The sequence below is a fragment of the Sphingomonas pollutisoli genome, assembly GCF_029167165.1.
Lineage (GTDB): Bacteria > Pseudomonadota > Alphaproteobacteria > Sphingomonadales > Sphingomonadaceae > Sphingomonas > Sphingomonas pollutisoli.
This window is the reverse complement of sequence record NZ_JARFNJ010000006.1, coordinates 134965-158320: the sequence shown is the minus strand read 5'-3', so window position 1 is coordinate 158320 and position 23356 is coordinate 134965. Positions and strand designations below refer to the sequence as shown.

Genomic DNA, 23356 nt, shown 5'->3' with positions numbered 1-23356 from the left:
GCTTGGCGCAGCACGAACGGCGATTTCAACACGCCGGTCGGCCTCAATATCCCCGTACCGGATCGACGATATCGCTTGGCGCCTCCCCGCGCGCGAAGCGGCCGAGATCGTCCGCGACCTTCTCGCTCAGCCGGTGGCGGACCAGCAGATAGTTGGACGAGACATGCGGCGTCAGCCGCACGCGCGGATGCGTGTAGAGCGCATGGCCATCGGGCAGCGGCTCGGGTTCGGTCACGTCGAGCGTGGCGAAATCGAGCCGCCCCGCATCGAGCGCGGCGATCAGCGCGTCCTGATCGATCACCGATCCGCGCGCGACGTTGATGAGGTGCGCGCCCGGCTTCGCGCGCGCGAACATCCGCGCGTCGAACAGCCCGCGCGTCGCGAGCGTCGCCGGCACCGCGATGACGATATGATCGGCCTCGGCGACGACGCTTTCCACGCTGTCGAGCAACGCCACCCCCGTGACAGCCGCCGGCCCGCTACCGCGCCGCACCGCCACCACGCGCGCGCCGAGCGCGATCGCGCGCCGCGCCACCGCGCCGCCGATCGCGCCGAGCCCGACGATCCCGATCGTGCTGCCGCCGACCCGCCCGAGCATCGCCGGCCGCCAGTCGGCACGCGCATGAACCGTCACCGCGTCGAGGTTCTTCGCGCGCGCGTAGATCGCGGCGATCACATAATCGGCGATCTCGTCCGACGCGACGCCGCGCCCGCAGGTGACGAGCGGCGCGTCGAGCAGCCAGGGCGGATAGAAATCGATCCCCGCCGACGCGCTATACACCCAGCGCAGCCGCCCCGGCCACGCCGCCGGGCGCGCGCGGTGCTGGTGGCCGCGCCACGCCGGCGAGGGCCGCACCAGCAGGATATCGGCCTCGCGCGCCGCCTCCCACGGCTCATCCTCGGGCACGGCGATGACGCGCGGGGCCAGCGGATGCGCGGCGAGGCCAGCGTTGAAATCGGCCTCCATCTGGCTGGCGATGACGAGCGGCGCGGTCATAGCGCCAGCGCCGCGCGACCCGCCGCGGTCAGGATCGTGTCGTTCTGCGGCGAGTGGATGCGGCTGCACAACACGTCGCGATAATGGCGTTCGAGCGGATTGTTGCGGGTCAGCCCGGGATTGCCGGTCAACTCCAGCCCGATCTCGACCGCGCGGATCGCGTTGCCGGTCGCCGTCCATTTGACGATGTTGAGTGCGTTGGCGGTGATCGCCCCGCCCGCATCGACGCTGGCGGCGGCGGTCTCGATCAGCGTGCGGTTGATCTGCAACAGCCCTTCGATCTCGCCCACCTTCTCCTGGAAACGCGGCAGCGTCGCGAGGCTCGCGCCGAGGTTGCTCGGCACGCGGTCGTTCAGATAGCGCACCAGCCAGTCCCGCGCCGCGCGCGCGACGCCGTCGTAGATCGTCGAGATCGACAGCGCGTTCCACGCCGCCTGCGTGATGTCGCCGGGGATCGGCGCCCAGTCCTCCGGCCGCCGCAGATCGACCGCATGCGCGAGCGGCACGGGCGTATCGGCGAAGCGCACCTCATGGCTCACCGTCGCGCGCATGCCGAGATGATCCCACACCGGCACGATCGTGATATTGGGCGAATCCGAGCGAACGAGAAAGTTGCCGACGCGCGGGCTCTCCTCGTCGGTCCTCGCCCAGACCGCGAACCAGTCCAGCCCGGTCGATCCGGTCGAATAGATCTTCTCGCCGGTGATCGCCCAACCGTCGGGGGTGCGGCGCGCGATCGTCTTCGGCAGGCCGCCGCGCACCGGCGTGCCGAGTTCGGGTTCGACGCGCAAGCCGCCGATCAGCCCGCGCCCCGCGACCGCCTCGCGCGCCAGCCGTTCGTAGAGACCCGCCGGCCACGCGCGCGTCTTCGCGGGGGCGGCGTGATAGCCATAGGTCATGAACAGGATCAGCGCGGTCGAGGGCTCGCCCTTCGCGACCGCGCCGAGCACCGTCAGCGCCTCCGTCAGCCCCGCCCCGCCGCCGCCGAGCGCGCGCGGCACGGTCAGCCCGATCAGCCCTTCTCGCGCGAGAAAATCAAAATTCTCGCGCGGGAATACCGCCGCGCGGTCGACCGCGCCGGCGGTCTCGGCGAGCGTGGCGGTGATGTGGTCGAGCCGCTCTGGCGACGGGATCGTCGCGGGCTCGGCGGCGAGGACGCTGGCCATTCTACAATGCCTTTTCGATGATGGGATTGAAGCGGTCGTCCCACAGCGCGCGGATATCGACCTTGCCGTGCACCTGCCCCGCCTTGGCGAAGACGCGCGCGACCTCCTCCTGCGAGGCGATCGCCGCCTCGGTGACCGGGCGCAATTCGTAAACCGCGCTCCTGCGCGCGAACTGGTCGCGCACATAGGCCACTGGCACGCCGATATCCTCGGCGATGATGCCGGCCCATTGGTCCTGATGCGTGGCGGCCCACACATAGGCGCGGCGCAGCAGCGTCAGATATTCGCCGATGATCTTGACCCTGGCCGGATCGGCGAGCGCATCGACATGCGCCGAAACGATGTAATTGCCCGAGAGGAAGCCGAGCGCGGTCTTGAGGATGCGCGCGCCCTCGGTCGCGATCGCGCGCTGGATCGGGAAGCCGTAGATCGCCCAGGCGTCGACCGATCCGCGCGAGAACGCCGCCGCCCCGTCCGACACGCCGACCGCGACCGGGGTGATGTCGGCCCAGCTCAGGCCCACCGACTCGAGCATCTTGATGAGGAAATATTGGCTCGTCGTCGCCCGCACATAGGCGACGCGCTTGCCCTTGAGATCGGCGAGCGAGCGGATGCGAGACCCCTTGGGCACCAGCACCACCTGATTGTTGACGTCGCCATGCTGGACCGCGATCTGGCGGAAGCTGTGGATGTTGGACGCGGCGGCGAAGACCGGCGGAATTTCGCTCATCCCGCCGAAATCGAGCGATCCGCCGTTGAACGCCTCCACCACCTGCTGGCCCGACTGAAACTCGCTATACTCGAGCCGGAAGCCCTCGGGGCTGATCCCGGCGGATTTGAACAGCAGCCGCGCATCGCCTTCACCGCGCCCGATCACCGCCAGCCGCAGCGTCGGCTCGGCGTTCGCGGTGCCGGCATGGCAGCCGGTGACGACCAGCGCGCCCGCCGTCACCATCGCCCCGCGCAGCAGCGTGCGGCGGTCGATCGCGAAGCCGTGCGATGCGGCGGAACCAGGCTGGAAGGAAATGACGGCACCTCTCGTGACAGGGGATGCGGGCGACGCTATCGGCACCCCGGCGGCGCCATCAAACAAGTAATCCTTGGCCCTTATGAGCCTCGCTCAACCCGAATTCCGGGTCCGCCGCCCCGCACGCTTATAAATCCCATCAAATCCGTGGAGATAACACGGATCGCCCGCCCGCCGCCGATCTGCGATAGAGGTCCGAACGACGATTCGGTTTGGCATAAGGTGGGCATGGCGAAGAGCATCGCGATCATCGGCGGCGGTTTCTCGGGCACGCTCGCCGCCATCAACCTGCTCCGCCATTGCGAGTCGCGGCTGGTGCTGATCGAGCGGCAACCGCTCGCCGGCGAGGGGCTCGCCTATGGCGCGGCCCACCCGGCGCACCTGCTCAACGTTCGCGCCGCCAACATGAGCGCCTTTCCCGACGATCCCGGCCATTTCCACCGCTGGGTCGCGGCGCAGGCGCCGGGCGGCGATCCCAACCCGTTCGTCCCCCGGCTGCGCTACGGCGACTATCTGCGCGAACTGCTCGATGCCGCGCGCCACGCCGCCGAAGGCCGGCTGGAGATCATCCGCGGCGACGCGGTCGATGTGATCCGCGACGGCGGCACCACGCACGTCATCCTCGACGATGGCCGCCGGATCGACGTGGATACGGCGATGCTCGCGATCGGCAATCTCCCGCCGCACACCCAGCCGGGCACCGCCGGCCTGCCCGAACGTGTGTATGCGCCCGACCCCTGGGCGCCGGGCGCGCTCGACGGGCTGGGCGAGGATGACACCGTGCTCGCGCTCGGCACCGGGCTGACGATGGTCGATGTCGTGCTCGCGTTGCGCGCGCGGGGGTTCGGCGGGCGCATCGTCGCCATGTCGCGGCGCGGGCTGCTGCCGCATCCGCACGCCGCCGCCGCGCCCCCGCCCGATCCGCTCGACGAGCGCCCGCGCGAGACCGGGTCCGCGCTGCTGCGCCGCGTGCGGGCACGCGCCCGCGCGATCGGCTGGCGCGCCGCGATCGACGAGTTGCGCCGCTTCACCCAGGATATGTGGCGCGCGGCGAGCGACCACGAACGCGCGCGCTTCCTCCGCCACCTGCGGCCGTGGTGGGACGTTCACCGCCACCGCCTCGCCCCCTCGGTCGCCGAGGCGCTCGCCGATTTGCGCGACAGCGGCGCGCTCACCGTCGTCGCGGGCAAGATCGTCGCGACCGCCGCCGACGACCACGGACTCTCCGTCACCTGGCGCCCGCGCGCGAGCGCCGCGCCCGAGACGGTGCGCGTGGCGCGGATGATAAACTGCACAGGCCCGCAGGGCGACCTGCTGCGCGCCGAGGAGCCGCTGCTCCGCAATCTCGTCGCGCGCGGCACGCTGCGCCCCGACGCACTACGCATCGGCATCGACGTCGACGCGCAAAGCCGCACCATCGCCGCCGACGGCACCAGCAACGCCTGGCTGTACGCGCTCGGCCCGATGACACGCGGCGCCTTCTGGGAGATCGTCGCCGTCCCCGACATCCGCGTCCAGAGCTGGTCGGTCGCCCGCCGCCTCGCCAACGCGCAATGGGTCGGCGGCGAAGGGCTGTAGTCCGGCGCACCGAATCCCGTTCGTGCTGAGCGAAGTCGAGGCGCCGGCGCCTCGGTCCGCCCCTCGACTGCGCTCGGCACGAACGGAGGTAAGCCCGGGACGAACCTGGGCAGAAGCAAAACTTTCGCCCGGCCAATCAACCAGCGTGTTGAAACTCCCATCAGCAACGTGGACATTCGATCGCGACGAAGATCGAAGAGGCGCGGACGTCAGTGGGTATCGAAGCGACATCATGGCCGGAGCCGGCGGCGCTCGACGATGCGGTCGCGGCGCTGCGCGCGGCGCGGATCGACTATCGTACCGATCTGCGCGGCGGGCGCACCCCGGTGCCGCTGTTCCCGTCATCGGCCCGGCTCGCCAGCGCGATCGAACATCTCTCCGGCGCGCTCTACCCGCGCCGCATCGGCGATTTCGCCGGCCCGGAGTCGCAGGAGGATGGGTTCGTCGCCGATCGGCTCGCGCTTGGGCTCGACGTGCTGCGCGGCGAGATCGCCAAGGAACTCGCCTATTGGCAGGACGAGACCGCGACGCCGTTCGATCCCGAACAGCCCGAACTCATCACCCGCCTGTTCGCCGCCACCCTGGGGGACATCCGCCGGCTGATCGACGCCGATGTCGAGGCGGCGTTCCTCGGCGATCCCGCCGCGCGCAGCGTCGATGAGATCCTGATCTGCTATCCCGGCGCGATCGCGGTGCGCTACCACCGCATCGCCCACGAACTCCACGCGCTCGGCGCACCGATCGTCGCGCGGATCATCTCGGAGATCGCCAACAGCCGCACCGGCATCGACATCCATCCCGGCGCGACGATCGGGCCGAGCTTCTTCATCGATCACGGCACCGGCGTCGTGATCGGCGAGACCGCGATCATCGGCGCGCGCGCCAAGCTCTACCAGCATGTCACGCTCGGCGCGCGCAGCCCGCTCGGGCTGACGCATGTCACGCCGCGCGAACGCTATGCGCGCCATCCCGTGCTCGAGGACGACGTGACGATCTACGCCGGCACCACGATCCTCGGCCGCGTGACGATCGGCCGGGGCGCCACGATCGGCGGCAATGTCTGGCTGCTCGAGGACGTGCCGCCCGGCAGCGTCGTGACCCAGCCCGCCGCGCGCGTGGCCGATCGCGACACCGCCGATGCGCTGCGCGCGGCGCTCTCCGGGCGCAATCCTTGAGCGCTTGGTCCAATCCCTGGCCGCGCCAGTCGGGTTGCGCGCGGCGCCCGGTGATCGGCGTGCTCTGCTGCAACGAATTCTCGCAGCGCCCGGTGCAGGCGGTGGCGACGCGCTTCGTCCAGCCGCTCGCCGATTACGCGGGCGCGGCGGTGGTGCTGATTCCGGCGGTGTCGGATGCGTGCGACGCGCTCGCGCTGGTCGATCGGCTCGACGGGCTGTTGCTGACCGGATCGCGCTCGAACGTCGCCGCCACGCGCTACGGCGCCGTCCGCGAGGATAATGGGCCGGTCGACGAGCAGCGCGACGAGGTCGCGCTCCGCCTCGCCGCGCACATGATCGAAGGCGCGCGCCCCGTGTTCGGCATCTGCCGGGGTTTGCAGGAACTGAACGTGCTGTTCGGCGGCACCCTCACCGATGCGCTCGACGACGTGCATCATTGCGGCCTCGCCGACGGCACGCAGTACGAACGCCATTTCGACCATCGCCACGATCTCACGCTCGCCCCCGGCGGGATGTTGCGCGATCAGGCTGGGCTCGCCGCCGAAACGGTCAATTCGGTGCATCACCAGGGCATCGACCGGCTCGGCCACGGCCTCACCGTCGAGGCGACCGCCGCCGAGGACGGGCTGATCGAAGCCTTTTCCGCCCGCCCCTGCGGCGCCGACGTGCTCGCGGTGCAGTGGCATCCCGAATGGGACATCGGCACCAGCCGCGCGAGCCGCGCGTTCTTCGACCGGATCGGCACGGCGCTCTCCATCAATGTAAGGACGATATCATGACCGAGGTCCGCCGCCTCTCCTTCCCCTTCGGCGCACAGGTCGCGCTCGGCATGGCCGCCGGCATCGCACTCGGCGTGGTCGCGCGCGGCTATGCGACGCCCGACGCGCCCGGGCCGCTGGCGGAGGCGCTGCGCATCATCGGCGAAAGCTTCGTGCAATTGCTCAAGGCGCTGGTCGCGCCGCTGGTGTTCACCGCGATCGTCGCGTCGATCGCCGCGCTGCGCTCGCTCGACAATGCCGCGCGGCTGGTGACATCGACACTGGTCTGGTTCGCTATCACCGCCGCGATCGCGGTCACGATCGGCATCACGCTCGGGGTGACGATCCAGCCGGGGCTTCACGCCGGGGTCGAACGCGCCGCGGCGGTGCGGCCCGACACGACCGGAAGCTGGCTTGATTTCCTGCGCGGGCTGATCCCCGCCAACGTGCTGGGCTTGAGCGCCTCGACCACGATCAAAGGTGAAGCGGTCAAGACGGCGCTGTCGTTCAACGTGCTGCAACTGATCGTCGTCGCGGTCGCGATCGGCGCGGCGGCGGTGCGCGTGGGCGAAGCCGGCGCGCCGTTCCTCGCCTTCAACGCATCGGCCTTGGCGATCTTCCGCCGGCTGCTGCGCTGGGTGGTGCGGCTGACCCCGATCGGCACCGCCGCGCTTCTCGGCAACGCGATCGTGCATTACGGCTGGACGTCGCTGTCGGCGCTCGGTGCGTTCGCCGGTTCGGTCTATCTCGGCCTCGCGCTGGTGCTGCTCGTCGTCTATCCGCTGCTGATGCTCGCCAACGGCATTTCGCCCGCGCGTTTCTTCGCGGGCGCGTGGCCGGCGATCCAGCTCGGCTTCGTCTCGCGCTCGTCGATCGCCACGCTGCCGGTCACCGAACAGGCCGCCGAGCGGCTCGGTGTGCCGCGCAGCTACGCCGCCTTCGCGGTGCCGTTCGCGGCGACCACCAAGATGGATGGCTGCGCGGCGATCTATCCCGCGATCGCCGCGATCTTCGTCGCGCAATATTTCGGGCTGACGCTCGGGCCGGTCGACTATGTGTTGATCGCGCTCGTCTCGGTGCTCGGCTCGGCGGCGACGGCGGGGCTGACCGGCGCGCTGGTGATGCTCACGCTGACGCTGTCAACGCTCGGCCTCCCGCTCGAAGGCGCGGGGCTGCTGCTCGCGATCGACCCGATCCTCGACATGGGCCGCACCGCTGTCAACGTCGCGGGCCAGGTGTTGATCCCGCTGATCGTCGCCAAGCGCGCCGGGCTGGTGGCGGCGGACCTGCCCGGCGCCTCCGCCAACGCATCCGACGCGCGGTTCGCCGCCGCCTGACGCGCTCGGCCGCTGGCCACGATTATGGTTTGGGTGCGGCGCGGCATGTTGGATTCCACGCGCCGTCCTCCTAAGAGGATGCCGTTCCCACCCCCACGGAAAGACCGGTCATGAGCAAACTCCACCTCGTCTTCGGCGGCCGCGTCAGCGATCCGCAGACGCTCGACTTCACCGACACGGCATCGCTCGACATCGTCGGCATCTTCCCCGATTATGCCAGCGCCGAAAAGGCATGGCGCGCCGCCGCGCAGCGCACCGTCGACGATGCCGAGATGAAGTATGTCATCGTCCACATGCACCGCCTGCTGGAGCCGGATCTCACCGCGTGAGGCGCAGGCGCGTCGGCGAAGCGACGGCGCCGTCGCGCGAAGCGCGGCGCCTTACCCGGCCGGCGGGTCGCGCCAGCGAACCCGACCGACGGCGGCGTCGCCACCCCCGTCGCCCCGGCGCAGGCCGGGGCCGCTGTGTTTGGGGCAGCCGGCTGGTTCAAGCTACGCACCGGCCCCGGCCTGCGCCGGGGCGACGGCCAGGCACACACGACCCAAACCGTTCGCCCTGAGCGAAGTCGAAGGGCGTGCCCGACGCTCCACGCTCGTGGCACGTGCTTCGACTGCGCTCAGCACGAACGGCTGGAGAACGAGATAGCGAGCGTAGGTACGTCAATCGCACCACCGCCCCATGCGGACGTCAATCCCGCGTCGGCCGGGCGCGGCTCAAGTTCGGGATTAGCTTGCGCCAATCCCTGCGCCGCCGCGCCTCAGATGAACTCGATCTTCGAGACCACGTAATACCGGTCGCCCGAGGGCACCGTCACCTCGACCTCATCATCGACCTTGCGCCCGATCAGTGCGCGGCCGAGCGGCGAATTGTACGAGATCCGGCCGCCCTTGGCGTCCGCCTCGGTCTGGCCGACGATCTGATACGTCACCGGCTTGTCGTCCTCGTCGAGCAGCGTCACCGTGGCGCCGAACACCACCTTGTCGCCGGAGAGATCGCGCGGGTCGATCACCTGCGCGCGGCTCAGCTTGTCCTCGATGTCGGAGATCGATGCCTCGATCTGGCCCTGCCGCTCCTTGGCGGCATGATATTCGGCATTCTCCGAAAGGTCGCCGTGCGCGCGCGCTTCCTCGATGGCATCGACGATCAGGGGGCGCTCGGCCTTGAGCTGTTTCAGGTGCGCGGTGAGCGCATCATGGCCCTCCTGCAGCATCGGCATCTTGTCGACGGTGGCCATCCCTTGAAAATCCTTCGTCCCGAAAATCTGTCCCCAAGCCGGCCCTTCCGGGCCGACCCGCACCGTGTTCAACTGTCGGGGAGTAGTCGTGCGATCAGGAATAATAGGATTGCAGGGGCCGTACTTCAAGGTTTTGCGTCGCCAGCGCCGCGATCGCCCGTGCCGCCTCCACCCCGGCCGAGGCCGTGGTGAAGTACGGAATCTTCTGGCTGAGCGCCGCCGCGCGGATCGGCTGCGAGTCCTTCAGGCTCTGCCAGCCCTCGGTGGTGTTGAAGATCATGTCGATCCCGCCGTCCTTGATCCGGTCGACGATGTGCGGCCGGCCCTGCGCCACCTTGTTGACGCGCTCGACCGGGACGCCGTTGCGCTCGAGGAAATCGGCGGTGCCGCCGGTCGCGACGATGGTGAAGCCATGGTCGGCGAGTTGCCGCGTCGCCGGCAGGATGACCGGCTTGTCGCTATCCTTCACGCTGACGAACAACGTGCCCGATTTGGGCAGCACCGTACCCGCGCCGAGTTGCGCCTTGGCGAAGGCGATCGCGAAATCGGGGTCGATCCCCATCACCTCGCCGGTCGATTTCATCTCGGGCGACAGCACCGGATCGACACCGGGGAAGCGCGCGAACGGGAACACCGCTTCCTTGACCGCATAATAGCGGATCGCGCGGTCGATCTTGGGCAGGTCGGTCAGCTTCTCGCCTGCCATCACGCGTGCGGCGATCTTGGCGATCGGCGCGCCGATCGCCTTGGCGACGAACGGCACCGTGCGGCTCGCGCGCGGATTGACCTCGATCAGATAGACGAGGCCGTCCTTCACCGCGAACTGGATGTTCATCAGCCCGACCACCGACAGCGCCTTGGCAAGCTCGCGCGTCTGCCGCTCGATCTCGGCGATCACATCGGCGCCGAGGCTGTACGGCGGGATCGAGCAGGCGCTGTCGCCCGAATGGACGCCCGCTTCCTCGATATGCTGGAGCACGCCCGCGACGACGACATCGGTGCCGTCCGAAATCGCATCGACATCGACCTCGATCGCGTCGCGCAGATACTGGTCGATCAGCACCGGCGACGATCCCGACACCTGCACCGCGGTCTGGATATAATCGTCGAGTTGGACGAGCGAGTCGACGATCTCCATCGCGCGGCCGCCGAGCACGTAGCTCGGGCGCATCAGCACCGGATAGCCGATCCGCTCCGCCACCGCGACCGCCTCGTCGCGGCTGCGCGCGATGCCGTTGGCGGGCTGGCGCAGGCCAAGCCTGTTTATCATCGCCGCGAACCGCTCGCGGTCCTCGGCGAGATCGATCGCGTCGGGCGAGGTGCCGAGGATCGGAATGCCCGCATCCTGCAGCGCCTGCGCGAGATTGAGCGGGGTCTGCCCACCGAACTGGACGATAACACCGGCGAGCGTGCCGTTCCGCTGCTCGACATGGAGGATTTCGAGCACGTCCTCGGCGGTCAGCGGCTCGAAATAGAGCCGGTCGGACGTGTCATAGTCGGTCGAAACCGTCTCCGGGTTGCAGTTGACCATGATCGTCTCATAGCCCGCGTCCGCCAGCGCGAAGCAGGCATGGCAGCAGCAATAATCGAACTCGATCCCCTGCCCGATCCGGTTCGGGCCGCCGCCCAGGATGACGACCTTCTTGCGGTCGGTCGGATTGCTCTCGCACTCGGGCTCGCCGAAGCTCGGGGCTTCGTAGGTCGAATACATATAGGGCGTCTTGGCGTCGAACTCGGCCGCGCAGGTGTCGATCCGCTTGAACACGGGACGCACGCCGAGCTTGTGGCGCGCGGCGCGCACCTCCGCCTCGGTGACGCCGCCGGTCATCGCCTTCACCGCCTCGTGGATCAGCCCGGTGCCGCGCGCGATGCCACGCTCGTTGCCACGCAGATTGGCCGACTTGAGCGCGAGATAGGCGAGCCGCTTGTCGGAGAAGCCCATTGCCTTGAGCTTGCGCATGCCCGCCGCGTCGCGCGGCAGCCCGTCATGGCACACCGCTTCCTCGGCATGGACGATCTCGGCGATCCGCTCCAGGAACCACGGGTCGTACTTCGCGATCGCATGCACCTCGGCGACGGTGAAGCCCTCGCGCAGCGCCTGCGCGGCGACCAGCAGCCGGTCGGGCGTCGCGGTGGCGAGCGCCGCCTCGATCTCGGCGCGCGGCGCGCCCGACAGCCGCTCGACCATGTTGAAGCCGCTGAGCCCCGTCTCCAGCCCGCGCAGCGCCTTCTGGAGCGATTCATGGATGTTGCGGCCGATCGCCATCACCTCGCCAACCGACTTCATCGCGGTCGACAGCACGGCTTCCGACCCCTTGAACTTCTCGAACGCGAAGCGCGGGATCTTGGTGACGACGTAATCGATCGTCGGCTCGAACGACGCGGGCGTCGCGCCGGTGATGTCGTTGGTGATCTCGTCGAGCGTATAGCCAACCGCCAGCTTCGCCGCGACCTTGGCGATCGGGAAGCCGGTCGCCTTCGACGCGAGCGCCGACGAGCGCGACACGCGCGGGTTCATCTCGATCACGACGAGCCGGCCGTCCTTGGGGTTGACCGCGAACTGCACGTTCGAGCCGCCCGTCTCCACGCCAATCTCGCGCAGCACCGCGATGCTCGCGTTGCGCATGATCTGATATTCCTTGTCGGTCAGCGTCAGCGCGGGCGCGACGGTGATCGAATCGCCGGTATGTACGCCCATCGGATCGACATTCTCGATCGAGCAGATGATGATGCAATTGTCGTGGCGGTCGCGCACGACCTCCATCTCATATTCCTTCCAACCGAGCAGCGATTCCTCGATCAGCACCTCGGTGGTCGGCGAGGCGTCGAGCCCCGAGCGGACGATGGTCAGGAACTCCTCGCGGTTGTACGCGACGCCGCCGCCGGTCCCGCCAAGCGTGAAGCTCGGGCGGATGATCGCCGGCAGCCCGGTCTTTTCGAGGCCGGCGAGCGCCTCCTCGACGGTATGCGCGATCGCCGAGCGCGCGGATTCGAGTCCGATCTTGTCCATCGCGTCGCGGAACTTGAGCCGGTCCTCGGCCTTGTCGATCGCGGCGGCATCGGCGCCGATCATCTGCACGCCGAACCTCTCGAGCGTGCCGTCATTATACAGCGCCAGCGCGGTGTTGAGCGCGGTCTGCCCGCCCATCGTCGGCAGCACCGCGTCGGGCCGCTCCTTCTCGATGATCTTCGCGACGATCGCCGGCGTGATCGGCTCGACATAGGTCGCGTCGGCGAGATCGGGATCGGTCATGATCGTCGCCGGGTTCGAATTGACCAGGACGATGCGATAGCCCTCCTCGCGCAGCGCCTTGATCGCCTGCACGCCCGAATAATCGAACTCGCAGGCCTGGCCGATCACGATCGGCCCCGCGCCGATCACGAGGATGGAGGAAATGTCGGTGCGTTTTGGCATTAGTTTTTTCCGGTCTCGGCGGTGCAACCCCAGCCGTCATATTCCACGTCGTAGATCAGTTCGATCTGGAGGCATTTGAGCGTCAGCGCGCGGATCGCGTCCGGCTCGACGGTCTGCTCGATGCCGAGGAAGCTGCTCAACTCGCCGTCCTCGTCCTCCTCACGCTCGATGAAGCGGAAGCCGAGCGTCTCGGCGTCGTCCTCAAGCCGGTCCAGCGCAACTTCGTCGCCGCGGAAGCTCACATCGACCAGCCGCACGATCTCGGCGCGGTCGCCATTGGCGGCGAGGCTGGCGAGCACATCCTTGTCCGCCGCCCACTCCGCATCAAGCCGTGCGGGATCGACCTCGGGCAGCGTCACTTGAGCATGTCCACGAACTTGGTGAACAGGTACAGGCTGTCCTGCGGTCCCGGCGACGCCTCGGGGTGATATTGCACCGAGAAGGCCGGGCGATCGACCAGTTCCAGCCCCGCGTTCGATCCGTCGAACAGCGACACATGGGTCGCGCGCGCATTCTCGGGCAGGCTCTCGCTCAGCACCGCGAAACCGTGGTTCATGCTGGTGATCTCGACGACACCGTCGCTCAGCCGCTGGACCGGATGGTTGGCGCCGCGATGCCCCTGGAACATCTTGCTGGTCTCGGCACCCACCGCCAGCGCGAGCAATTGGTGGCCGAGGCAGATGCCGAACAGCGGCTTGCCGGTCTCCAGCAGTTGCCGGATCACGGGCACGGCGTATTCGCCGGTCGCAGCGGGGTCGCCGGGGCCGTTCGACAGGAAGATGCCGTCGGGGCGAAGCGCCATCACCTCCTCGTAGGTCGCGGTCGCGGGCACCACCGACACTTTGGCGCCGGCGGCGACGAGGTTGCGGAAGATGTTGCGCTTCGACCCGTAATCGATCGCCACGACATGCGGGCGCTCGCCCGCGCCCGCGCGCTCGTCATAGCCGAAGCCGAGCCGCCAGATGCCGCCCTCCCACACGCCATGAGTCTCACGCGTCACGTCGATGGCGAGGTCCATGCCCTCCAGCCCCGGCCAGCCTTGCGCCTGCGCGAGCAGCGCGGGAATGTCGAACTTGCCCTCGGCATCATGCGCGATCACGCCGTTGGGCGCGCCGCCGGCGCGGATGCGCTTGGTCAGCGCGCGCGTGTCGATACCGGCGAGGCCGATGCGGTTGTGCCGCCGCATCCACGCGTCGAGCCGCTCGACACTGCGGAAGTTGGACGGCTCGGTCACGTCCTCGCGCACGATCATCCCGAGCGCATGCGGTTCGTCCGCCTCGATATCGTCGGGATTGGCGCCGACATTGCCGATGTGCGGGAAGGTGAAGGTGATGATCTGCCCGGCGAACGACGGGTCGGTCATGATCTCCTGATAGCCGGTCATCGCGGTGTGGAAACACACCTCGCCCACCGCCGCGCCCTCGACCCCGAAACCACGCCCCCACACCACATCGCCCGATGCGAGAACCAGCACGCCAGTGGCGCCTTCGGGCGCGGAAATAGGTTTGGCGTCGGCCATGATCGGCGGGCACTCCTTCATTGGGTTGGCGATGTCGCTAAGGCGCGGCAGCTAGAACCCGCAGGCGGCAGCGTCAATCTGTTATCGGCGCGCCGCTTGGGCTAAGCGGCGGGTTTGCGATTAAGGACATGAGAATGATACGCGACGACATCAAGGCCGCGCTCGTCACCGCCATGAAGGCGGGCGAGAAAGCCGACACCGCCACCCTCCGCCTCATCCAGTCGGCGATCAAGAACCGCGATATCGAGGCGCGCACCGGCAAAGCGCCCGACAGCGACGACGCGCTCGTCGTCGAGGTGCTGCAGAAGATGGTCAAGCAGCGCCGCGAATCGATCGAGATGTTCGCGAAGGGCGGCCGCCAGGAACTCGCCGACGCGGAAAGCGCCGAGATCGCGGTGATCGAACGCTTCCTCCCCCAGCAGATGAGCGAAGCCGAGACGACCGCCGCGATCGAGGCGATCAAGGCCGAGCTCGGCGCGAGCGGCATGAAGGACATGGGCCGCGTGATGGCCGAACTAAAGGCCCGGCACGCCCAGACGCTCGACATGAGCAAGGCCAGCGGCCTGGTGAAGGCGGCGCTGAGCTAAGCGTAGCCCGCTGCCGAGCGCACCCTTGCTTCCGTTCGTGCTGAGCCTGTCGAAGCACGTGCCCCAAACGCGCCCCTCTCGACGGGCGGACACGCGTCTGCCAGCATCGACAAATGGCGTTCTGGGCCTACCTCCTGCGCTGCGCCGACGGCAGCTTCTACGCCGGCCACACCGATGCGCTGGAGGCGAGGATCGGCGTACACGAGGCCGGGCGCGGCAGCGATTACACCGCCCGCCGCCGGCCGGTGACGCTCGTCTGGAGCCAGGATTTCCCGAGCCGTATCGAGGCGCTGGAGGCCGAGCGCCAGATCAAAGGCTGGTCCCGCGCCAAGAAAGAGGCGCTGATCGCTGGCGACTGGACGCGTGTCTCGCAACTGGCGGCGTCGCGTGGAACACGTGCTTCGACAAGCTCAGCACGAACGGAGTTTGATCGTGAGAGGTCTGACAAACCGGATTAAACTCCGCCGCTCGTCCTGAGCTTGTCGAAGGACGTGCCCGAAGCACATCCGCTGCCCCAAACCTCACGCCCCTCCCGCGAGCGGGAGGGGGGTTAAATCCCTTGCAAACCCCCGCCCGGATCTGCGATATAGAATCGCGCGGTGAGTCTTTCCACCGCCTTTCTCGACGAGCTGCGCTCGCGCACGCTTCTGTCGGCGCTGATCGGCCGTACGACCAAGCTCCAGAAGGCCGGGCGCGAATTTCGCGCGTGCTGCCCGTTCCATAACGAGAAGACGCCGAGCTTCTACGTCAACGACGACAAGGGCTTCTACCATTGCTTCGGCTGTTCGGCGCATGGCGACGCGATCCGCTGGCTGACCGATCAGCGCGGCCTGCCCTTCATGGATGCGGTCAAGGAACTCGCCCAGGCCGCCGGCATGGAACTGCCCGCGATGGACGCGCGCGCCGCCCAACGCGCCGAGGCCGCCAAGGGCCTGCACGAAGCCTGTGACGAAGCCGCCGCATGGTTCACCGAACAGCTCCACGGCCTCGCCGGCGCCGAGGCGCGCGGCGTGCTCGAGAAGCGCGGCATCCGCCCCGAGACCGCGCGTGACTTCGGCCTCGGCTTCGCGCCCGATTCGCGCGGAAAACTGAAGGCCGCGCTGAAAGACTATGGCGATCCGATGCTGGTCGAGGCCGGGCTGCTGATCTCGGTCGACGGCAAGGAACCCTACGACCGCTTCCGCGGCCGGCTGATGATCCCGATCCGCGATCAGCGCGGTCGCGCGATCGCGTTCGGCGGCCGCATCATCGGTGACGGCGAACCCAAGTATCTCAACTCGCCGGAAACCCCGCTCTTCGACAAGGGCCGCACGCTCTACAATCTCGACAAGGCCGCCCCCGCCGCGCGCAAGGCAGGCCGCGTGCTGGTGGTCGAGGGCTATATGGACGTGATCGCGCTCGCCCAGGCGGGCTTCGGCGAGGCGGTCGCGCCGCTCGGCACCGCGCTCACCGAGGCGCAGCTCGAACGGCTGTGGCGGATGAGCGACGTGCCGATCCTGTGCTTCGACGGCGACGGCGCCGGCCAGAAGGCCGCGATCCGCGCCGCGCACCGCGCGCTGCCGCTGCTCACGCCGGGCCGCAGCCTCGCCTTCGTCACGCTGCCGCAGGGGCAAGACCCCGACGATCTGGTCCGCGCCAAGGGGCCGGCCGCGTTCGAGGCACTGCTGCGCGACACGCAACCGCTGGTCGATCGGCTGTGGGCGCATGAACTCGCCGCCGAACCCACCGCCACGCCCGAGCAGCGCGCCGGTCTCAAGGCGCGCTTCACCGAGCTTGCCAACAGCATCGCCGACAGCGACGTGAAGCACGAATATCTCGCCGACTTCCGCCGCCGTTTCGACGAACTGTTCCGCCCCCAACGTGCCCCGTTCGTGCCGCGCGCGCCCGGCGGCGGCGGGGGCCGGCGCGCCGGTCAACCGTGGAAACCGCCGATCGCACCTGTGGTCGAACAGACCAAGGCGGTGCGCGCGACCGGCATCGACCGGATTCTCGCCAAGGCGGTGCTCGCCGGGCTGATCCGCCATCCGGCCGAGATCGCGCGGCATATGGAGGTGCTGGGCTCGCTGCGGCTCGCCGACGGCGCGCTCGGGCGGCTGTTCGAGGCGGTGGTCGATCTCGCGGTCGAGGATCAGGCGCTTGATAGTGACCGCCTGCTCACCATATTGGCGTCTTCCGGTTTCGATCAAATCGCCAGCGAGTTGCTCAGGGCCGACCAGTTGCAATGCTCGTTCACCGAAAAGCATGCCGACCCGATCCGGGCGCGCGCCGATCTCGACGAGGCGATCGCAATCCTGGTCGCGCGCCCCGAGATCGATGCGGCTTTGAGCGAGGCGACAGCGGCGATGCAGTCACGCTATTCGGACGAGGCGTTCGAACGGCAGGTGTCGCTGGTAAAAGAAAGACATGCTCTGGATACGCGGCTTGCAAATCTCGTGCAAGCGAACGAAGACGCCAGAGCTTTTAAATCCGAGGGCAGTTAATGGCGAAGACCGATATGGCGGACGTTTCGGACACCAACGAGGGTGGCGACGCGCCGCTGATTGACCTCAACGATGCGAACATCAAGAAGGTGATCGCGCGCGCGAAGAAGCGCGGCTACATCACCTACGATCAGCTCAACGAGGCGCTGCCCCAGGGCGAGATGTCGTCCGATCAGATCGAGGACATCTCCTCGGCGCTGAGCGAGATGGGCATCAACATCGTCGAGAATGACGAGCAGGGCGAAGAGGGCGATGCCGAGGAGCAGCCCGAGGACGAGGCCGAGCCGGCCGACGTCGCGGAGGAGAGCGCGCCCAATCTCGACGTGAAGAAAAAGGAAGTCGTCGATCGCACCGATGATCCGGTGCGGATGTATCTGCGCGAGATGGGCGCGGTCGAGCTGCTCAGCCGCGAGGGCGAGATCGCCATCGCCAAGCGGATCGAGGCCGGCCGCGACACGATGATCCTCGGCCTGTGCGAAAGCCCGATCACCTTCAACGCGATCATCGACTGGTCGACCGCGCTCAACGAAGGCACGATGCAGCTCCGCGAGATCCTCGATCTCGACGCGATGCTGTCCAAGGATCCCGCCCCCGAAAGTCTCTCCGACGACGATACGGGCGAGGATGCTGAGATTTCGGAGAAGACCGCCGGCCCGTCGTTCAAGGAAGAGGACGAGCCCGAGGAGGCGTCCGCCGACGAGGACGAGGATTCGATGACCGAGCGGCGCACGCCGCGCGCGTCGGACGATGAGGAGGAGGACAACACCCTCAGCCTCGCGCAGATGGAGGAGCAGCTCAAGCCGATCGCGCTCGAGCGGTTCGCCAACATCACGGCGATCTACAAGAAATTCTCGAAGATGCAGCAGCAGCGCCTCGACCAGATGGGGGCGGGCGGCGAGCTGTCGGCGGCGGACGAGCGCAAGTATCAGAAGCTGCGCGAGGAACTCACCGCCGAGGTCGAGAGCGTCCAGTTCCACAACGCCAAGATCGAATATCTCGTCGATCAGCTCTATTCGTTCAACCGGCGCCTGACCGCGCTGGGCGGGCAGATGCTGCGCCTCGCCGAGCGTCACAAGGTCAGCCGCAAGGATTTCCTCGATCGCTACATCGGCCACGAACTCGACGAGGCATTCCCGTCGAGCGCGGCCAAAGTGGACAAGAAGTGGGCCAATTTCGTCGCCAACGAGAGCGATTCGGCCGACCGCATTCGTCTGGAAATCGCCGAGATCAGCCAGCAGACCGGCATGGCGCTCGGCGAGTTCCGCCGCATCGTCAACATGGTGCAGAAGGGCGAGCGCGAGGCGCGCATCGCCAAGAAGGAGATGGTCGAGGCGAACCTGCGGCTCGTCATCTCGATCGCCAAGAAATACACCAATCGCGGGCTTCAGTTCCTGGATCTCATCCAGGAGGGCAATATCGGGCTGATGAAGGCGGTCGATAAGTTCGAATATCGCCGCGGCTACAAGTTCAGCACCTATGCGACCTGGTGGATTCGTCAGGCGATCACGCGCTCGATCGCCGATCAGGCGCGCACGATCCGCATCCCGGTGCATATGATCGAAACGATCAACAAGCTGGTGCGCACCAGCCGCCAGTTCCTCCACGAGCAGGGTCGCGAGCCCACGCCCGAGGAAATGGCCGAGCGGCTCTCGATGCCGCTCGAAAAGGTTCGCAAGGTGATGAAGATCGCCAAGGAGCCGATCAGCCTCGAAACGCCGATCGGCGACGAGGAGGATTCGCATCTGGGCGATTTCATCGAGGACAAGAACGCGATCATCCCCGTCGATGCCGCGATCCAGGCCAACCTCAAGGAGACCGTCACGCGCGTGCTGGCGAGCCTCACCCCGCGCGAGGAACGCGTGCTGCGCATGCGCTTCGGCATCGGCATGAACACCGATCACACGCTGGAAGAAGTCGGCCAGCAATTCTCGGTGACGCGCGAGCGCATCCGCCAGATCGAGGCGAAGGCGCTGCGCAAGCTCAAGCACCCGAGCCGCTCGCGCAAGATGCGGTCCTTCCTCGATCAGTGATGTCGTGGGCCGCGTCGGTTAACCGGCGCGGCCAACTTGCTCCGTTCCGGTGCGGAGGCGTCGTCAGGCGCGCGTGATCGGTTAAGCGGAGGCCATGTCCAAACCGGCCATGCCCCCGCATCAAGTCGCGACCGCATCGGATCTCGTCCGCCGGTTCGGCTATTGGCAGGGTCGCGCCGCGCACGCCCCGGTGTACATCCTGCATCGCGGCCGCGCGCGGCTGGTGCTCACCTCGGTCGAGATCATGGACGCGCTGTGCGCGACGCATCCGGCCGGGCAGAGCGGATTGAGCCCCGATCTCGCCGCCGTGCTCGACCGGATCGACGATCGCGTGCTCCTCGCCGATACCGGGCAACGGATCGTCGGCGCGAGCATCGCCGCACGGAACGCCTTCGGCGCGCTGGCCGAACCGGGCGCCACGCTCGCCGGGCTCGTCACGGAAAGCGCTCGATCACGCCTCGCCATATCGGCCGAGCGCGCGCTGCGCACGGCGGCGCCGGTCGCGCTCGATCTGCCGATGCGGCTCAATTCCGGCCACCGGCTCAACCTGCTGATCGACGCCTGGCCCGGCGGGCTGATGCTGATCGCGCGCGATCCCGCCGATCCGCGCGCCGATGCCGATGCGCTCGCCGCCGCGATCACCGCGACCGGCAACGTCGCCGCCGCGCGGATCGACACGCGCGGCCACCTCGAATCGGCGTCTCCCGCGCTCGCCAGCCTGTGCGGCCAACCCGCCGAGGCACTCGCCGGCACCGCCTTCGCCGCCTTGTTCGCGCCCGCGTCGCAGCAGGCGGTGCGCGACACACTCGACCGGGTCTTCACCTCGGCGGCGCGCCTTCAGATCACCGCGATGCTGCCGTCCGGCCAGGGCGCCGCGCGCCGCGCGCGGATCGGTCTCGCCCCGCGCCGCGCTGGCGCGGCGATCAACGGCATCACCGCGCTGCTCGTCGTGCCGCCCGGGTGAACACCGTTAAGCCGATCTACACCACGTCTTTACGCGCTTCGTATAAACCGTCGCGTCATACCGGACACACCAGTGACATTTTCGAAAAGAGACACGCCGACTTCATGGCGATCGAGGCACCATCGATGAATCCAGCCGATGACGCCTGGCACATGCTCGCCGCCCTCGCGGCGACCGATGGCAGCGCGGCGCATCCGCGCGTCGCCGCGCTCGCCGCACCCGCCGCTGTCCGGCGAGACGTGGCGGACGCCGTCCACGCGGTCTGCACGATCCATGGGCGCTATCTGTTCGAGGACACCGCGCTCGCTCGCGACGAAGCCACAGCCGACTGGTTCGCGCGCGTCACCGCCGCCTTCACCAACGAACGCGCCTATCTCGCACATCTCACCGCCGCCGTCGGCCCCCTGCCCTCCACGCCCGGCCAGGCGCAGGCCGATGCCGCTTTCGCCAGCCAGCGCCACGCCTTCGACATGCTCGCCCGCTCCGACCGGAAGGGTTGCGCGCTCGGTGCGGCGGTCGCGTTGGTGCTCGACTGGGAGACGATCCGCACCGTGCTCGACGCCGCCGCCGCGCGCTTCGGCGTCGCGGTGCCCCCGTCGGAACTGCCCGACCGCACCGATCTCGCCGCGTTCGTCGCGACGGTCGGCGATTCGCCCGCGATCCGGCGCGCCGTCGCGTTCGGCGCGCAACAGGTCTTCGCACAGCATCGCGGGCTCTGGAGCCTGCTCGAAGCCCGCGCCAGCGCCCGCGACCATCACGGTTGAGCGGCTTGCGCGAACGCGCGCGACGCCCTTATCCTTGGGCCGACCTATGGGGGATGCGATGACCAGCGGCGGATGCCTGTGCGGCGCGATACGCTACGATATTCCGGGCGAGCCGATCGCGGCGCGCGCCTGCTGGTGCCGGCTGTGCCAATATCTCGGCGCGGGGAGCGGCACCGTCAACGTCGCCTTCCCCAGCGAAGGCGTGACGATAACCGGCGCGCCGCGCTGGCGCACCGACACCGCCGACAGCGGCAACGTCCTCCATCGCGGCTTCTGCGCGGAGTGCGGCACACCGCTATTCAGCACCGCCGAGGCCCGCCCGCACCTGATCTTCGTGCGCGCCGGCTCGCTCGACGATCCCGGCCTGGTCGCGCCCGGCGCGACGATCTGGACCAGCGAAGCGCCGGCATGGGCACATTTCGATCCGGCGCTGCCGCAAGTGGAAGGGCAGCCGCCGCCCGTCGCGTGAAGCCGCGCCCCGCGCGCGCGGGGCCGCCCGTCACCAGCCGCTCGGCTTGCCCGTGTTCTGCGCGTCGAGCCAGACTTTGAGCGGCGCGAAATAATCGACCATCGCCTGCCCCGACATCTCGCGGCTGCCGGTGAACGCCTGCAACGCATCGGGCCACGGCTTCGACTGACCCATCGCCAGCATCGTGTCGAGCTTCGCGCCCACGTCCTTGTTGCCGTAGAACGAGCAGCGGTGCAGCGGCCCGGTCCACCCGGCCTGCTTGCACGCCGCTTCGTAGAACTGGAACTGGAGCAGCCGCGCGAGGAAATAGCGCGTGTAGGGCACGCTCGCGGGAACGTGGAACTTGGCACCCGGATCGAACTTCGTCTCGTCGCGCGCGACCGGCGGCACCACGCCCTGATATTTGAGCCGCAGGTCGTTCCAGCCCTTCTCATACTGGCTCTCAGGGATCGCGCCCGAGAAAACGCCCCAGCGCCATTTGTCGATCAACAGCCCAAATGGCAGGAACGCGACCTTGTCCATCGCCTGCCGCAGCAACAGCCCGATGTCCTTGTCCGCGCTCGGCACCTTGGCGGGGTCAAGCAGGCCGATCTTGACCAGATAGTCCGGCGTGATCGACAGCGCGATGAAATCGCCGATCGCCTCGTGGAATCCGTCGTTCGCGCCGTTTTCATAGAGGAACGGCTTGGTGTTATAGGCGCGCTGGTAGAAATTATGCCCCATCTCATGATGGATGGTGACGAAATCGTCCGAATTGACCTTGGTGCACATCTTGATGCGCAGGTCGTCCTTGTTGTCGATGTCCCACGCCGAGGCGTGGCAGATCACCTCCCGGTCGGCGGGTTTGACGATCTGCGAGCGTTTCCAGAAGCTCTCGGGCAGCGGCCGGAACCCGAGCGACGTGTAGAACCCCTCACCCGTCTTGAACATCTTGATCGGGTCGTAATTCCTGGCCTTGAGCAGATCGCCGACATCATAGCCGAGGTCGCCCGCGCCCTTGGGCGCGACCACGTCGTAGATGTTGCCCCATTCCTGCGCCCACATGTTGCCGAGCAGATCGGCGCGGATCGGCCCGGTCTTGGGCTGCACGGCGTCGCCATACTTCTCGTTGAGCTTCCAGCGGACATAGGTGTGCAGCGCCAGATACAGCGGCTCGACCTGCTTCCACAGCGTATCGGTGAGCGCCGCGAACTGGTCGGGCGGCATGTCGTAGCCGGCACGCCACAAGGCACCGGTATCGGCGAAGCCGAGCTGCTTGGCGCCCTGGTTGGCGATCACCACCTGCCGCGCATAATCCTTGCGCATCGGCGCGCCGACCTGATCGTGCCAGCTTACCCACATCTCCTTGAGCTTGGCGGGGTCACGCGTGGTGCCCATCGCCGCCTCGATGTCGCTGCCGTTGATCGGCTTGCCGTCGAGCGTGCCCCTGCCCTTGCCATATTCGGAGGACATGCGCGTGACGATCGTCGCGAGTTCGTTCGCCGCGCCCGGCGTGGTCGGTGCGGGCAGCGTCAGCCCGCCACGCAGCAGGTCGAGCTTGCGCTTGGTGTCATACGACAGGCCGGGCAGCGTCGCGAACCGCGCCGCGCCGAGCGCGTATTTCACCTGCAATTCGGTGCTCTCGGCGCCAAAACGCGCGGCGATCGCGTCGGTATCGTCGGTGATATAGGTCTCGTTGATCCACGTCGCCTGCTGCGCGGGCACCGAGAAATCGCCGAGAACCTTCTCCGCGTCGGCGACGAAGGCATCGGCCTGAGCGGGCGTCGGTTTGACGGCGGTCTGCGCGAGCGCCGGGGTCGCCGCGAGCGCGAGTGCCAGCGCGACGGTGGAAATGCCGGTGCGGATCATGGAATGTC

At 68.1% G+C, this 23356-nt stretch carries 20 protein-coding genes; 12 read left to right on the top strand and 8 right to left on the bottom strand.

Annotated elements, in window-relative coordinates:
- Nucleotides 1-43: 43 nt before the first annotated feature.
- The 3 genes from PX554_RS14720 to PX554_RS14710 are packed head-to-tail and all read right to left on the bottom strand — an operon-like array spanning nt 44 to nt 3256.
- On the bottom strand, nt 44-997 hold the full coding sequence (locus PX554_RS14720; protein ID WP_275502942.1) for an NAD(P)-dependent oxidoreductase: 954 nt from the start codon (nt 995-997) through the stop codon (nt 44-46).
- On the bottom strand, nt 994-2163 hold the full coding sequence (locus PX554_RS14715; protein ID WP_275502940.1) for an acyl-CoA dehydrogenase family protein: 1170 nt from the start codon (nt 2161-2163) through the stop codon (nt 994-996). Before PX554_RS14715 ends, PX554_RS14720 begins: the two co-directional genes overlap by 4 nt.
- A gap of 1 nt (nt 2164) precedes the next feature.
- Nucleotides 2165-3256: an ABC transporter substrate-binding protein gene (locus tag PX554_RS14710; protein WP_275502936.1), complete on the bottom strand. Its 1092-nt coding sequence runs from the start codon at nt 3254-3256 to the stop codon at nt 2165-2167.
- A 162-nt stretch (nt 3257-3418) separates the two neighbouring features.
- Between PX554_RS14710 and PX554_RS14705 the strand changes: the two genes are divergently transcribed.
- The 5 genes from PX554_RS14705 to PX554_RS14685 all read left to right on the top strand — a co-directional run bounded on the left by PX554_RS14705 (nt 3419) and on the right by PX554_RS14685 (nt 8367).
- Entirely contained in the window at nt 3419-4768 is a 1350-nt protein-coding gene (locus PX554_RS14705; RefSeq protein WP_275502934.1) for an FAD/NAD(P)-binding protein, read from the top strand.
- Between the two features lie 212 nt (nt 4769-4980).
- Nucleotides 4981-5943 (top strand): serine O-acetyltransferase EpsC, encoded by a 963-nt coding sequence (epsC, locus tag PX554_RS14700; protein WP_275502932.1) that lies wholly within the window; start codon nt 4981-4983, stop codon nt 5941-5943.
- Nucleotides 5940-6722 carry a gamma-glutamyl-gamma-aminobutyrate hydrolase family protein gene (locus tag PX554_RS14695; protein WP_275502930.1) on the top strand — a complete coding sequence of 261 codons (783 nt, stop codon included), beginning with the start codon at nt 5940-5942 and terminating at the stop codon, nt 6720-6722. Before epsC ends, PX554_RS14695 begins: the two co-directional genes overlap by 4 nt.
- Entirely contained in the window at nt 6719-8038 is a 1320-nt protein-coding gene (locus PX554_RS14690) for a dicarboxylate/amino acid:cation symporter (RefSeq protein WP_275502928.1), read from the top strand. The genes PX554_RS14695 and PX554_RS14690 overlap by 4 nt, the downstream gene beginning before the upstream one ends.
- 110 nt (nt 8039-8148) lie before the next feature.
- Complete coding sequence (locus PX554_RS14685; RefSeq protein ID WP_275502927.1) at nt 8149-8367, top strand: DUF4170 domain-containing protein; 219 nt, start codon at nt 8149-8151, stop codon at nt 8365-8367.
- A gap of 428 nt (nt 8368-8795) precedes the next feature.
- Here PX554_RS14685 and greA read toward each other — a convergent pair whose 3' ends face one another.
- From greA to carA, 4 genes are all read right to left on the bottom strand, one after another.
- A complete protein-coding gene (gene greA, locus PX554_RS14680; RefSeq protein ID WP_093224128.1) occupies nt 8796-9272 on the bottom strand; it encodes a transcription elongation factor GreA in 477 nt (158 codons plus the stop codon).
- Nucleotides 9273-9366: 94 nt separating this feature from the next.
- Nucleotides 9367-12687, bottom strand: coding sequence for a carbamoyl-phosphate synthase large subunit (gene carB, locus PX554_RS14675; protein WP_275502925.1), 3321 nt, complete (start codon nt 12685-12687; stop codon nt 9367-9369).
- A complete protein-coding gene (locus PX554_RS14670; protein WP_275502923.1) occupies nt 12687-13046 on the bottom strand; it encodes a ribonuclease E inhibitor RraB in 360 nt (119 codons plus the stop codon). Before PX554_RS14670 ends, carB begins: the two co-directional genes overlap by 1 nt.
- A complete protein-coding gene (carA, locus tag PX554_RS14665; RefSeq protein ID WP_275502921.1) occupies nt 13043-14206 on the bottom strand; it encodes a glutamine-hydrolyzing carbamoyl-phosphate synthase small subunit in 1164 nt (387 codons plus the stop codon). The genes PX554_RS14670 and carA overlap by 4 nt, the downstream gene beginning before the upstream one ends.
- Nucleotides 14207-14340: 134 nt before the next feature.
- Between carA and PX554_RS14660 the strand changes: the two genes are divergently transcribed.
- The 7 genes from PX554_RS14660 to PX554_RS14630 all read left to right on the top strand — a co-directional run bounded on the left by PX554_RS14660 (nt 14341) and on the right by PX554_RS14630 (nt 21500).
- Nucleotides 14341-14793 carry a GatB/YqeY domain-containing protein gene (locus tag PX554_RS14660; protein ID WP_275502919.1) on the top strand — a complete coding sequence of 151 codons (453 nt, stop codon included), beginning with the start codon at nt 14341-14343 and terminating at the stop codon, nt 14791-14793.
- Between the two features lie 113 nt (nt 14794-14906).
- Nucleotides 14907-15251, top strand: coding sequence for a GIY-YIG nuclease family protein (locus PX554_RS14655; protein ID WP_275502917.1), 345 nt, complete (start codon nt 14907-14909; stop codon nt 15249-15251).
- A 141-nt stretch (nt 15252-15392) separates the two neighbouring features.
- Nucleotides 15393-17273: a DNA primase gene (dnaG, locus tag PX554_RS14650; protein ID WP_275502915.1), complete on the top strand. Its 1881-nt coding sequence runs from the start codon at nt 15393-15395 to the stop codon at nt 17271-17273.
- Nucleotides 17273-19303, top strand: a complete 2031-nt coding sequence (gene rpoD, locus PX554_RS14645) for an RNA polymerase sigma factor RpoD (protein ID WP_093224137.1) — start codon at nt 17273-17275, stop codon at nt 19301-19303. Before dnaG ends, rpoD begins: the two co-directional genes overlap by 1 nt.
- Nucleotides 19304-19397: 94 nt before the next feature.
- Nucleotides 19398-20267 (top strand): PAS domain-containing protein, encoded by an 870-nt coding sequence (locus PX554_RS14640; protein ID WP_275502911.1) that lies wholly within the window; start codon nt 19398-19400, stop codon nt 20265-20267.
- Between the two features lie 125 nt (nt 20268-20392).
- Nucleotides 20393-21031: a DUF6975 family protein gene (locus tag PX554_RS14635; protein ID WP_275502910.1), complete on the top strand. Its 639-nt coding sequence runs from the start codon at nt 20393-20395 to the stop codon at nt 21029-21031.
- A 58-nt stretch (nt 21032-21089) separates the two neighbouring features.
- Entirely contained in the window at nt 21090-21500 is a 411-nt protein-coding gene (locus PX554_RS14630; RefSeq protein ID WP_275502908.1) for a GFA family protein, read from the top strand.
- 30 nt (nt 21501-21530) lie between these two features.
- Here PX554_RS14630 and PX554_RS14625 read toward each other — a convergent pair whose 3' ends face one another.
- Entirely contained in the window at nt 21531-23348 is a 1818-nt protein-coding gene (locus PX554_RS14625; RefSeq protein WP_275502906.1) for a M2 family metallopeptidase, read from the bottom strand.
- Between the last annotated feature and the right edge of the window lie 8 nt (nt 23349-23356).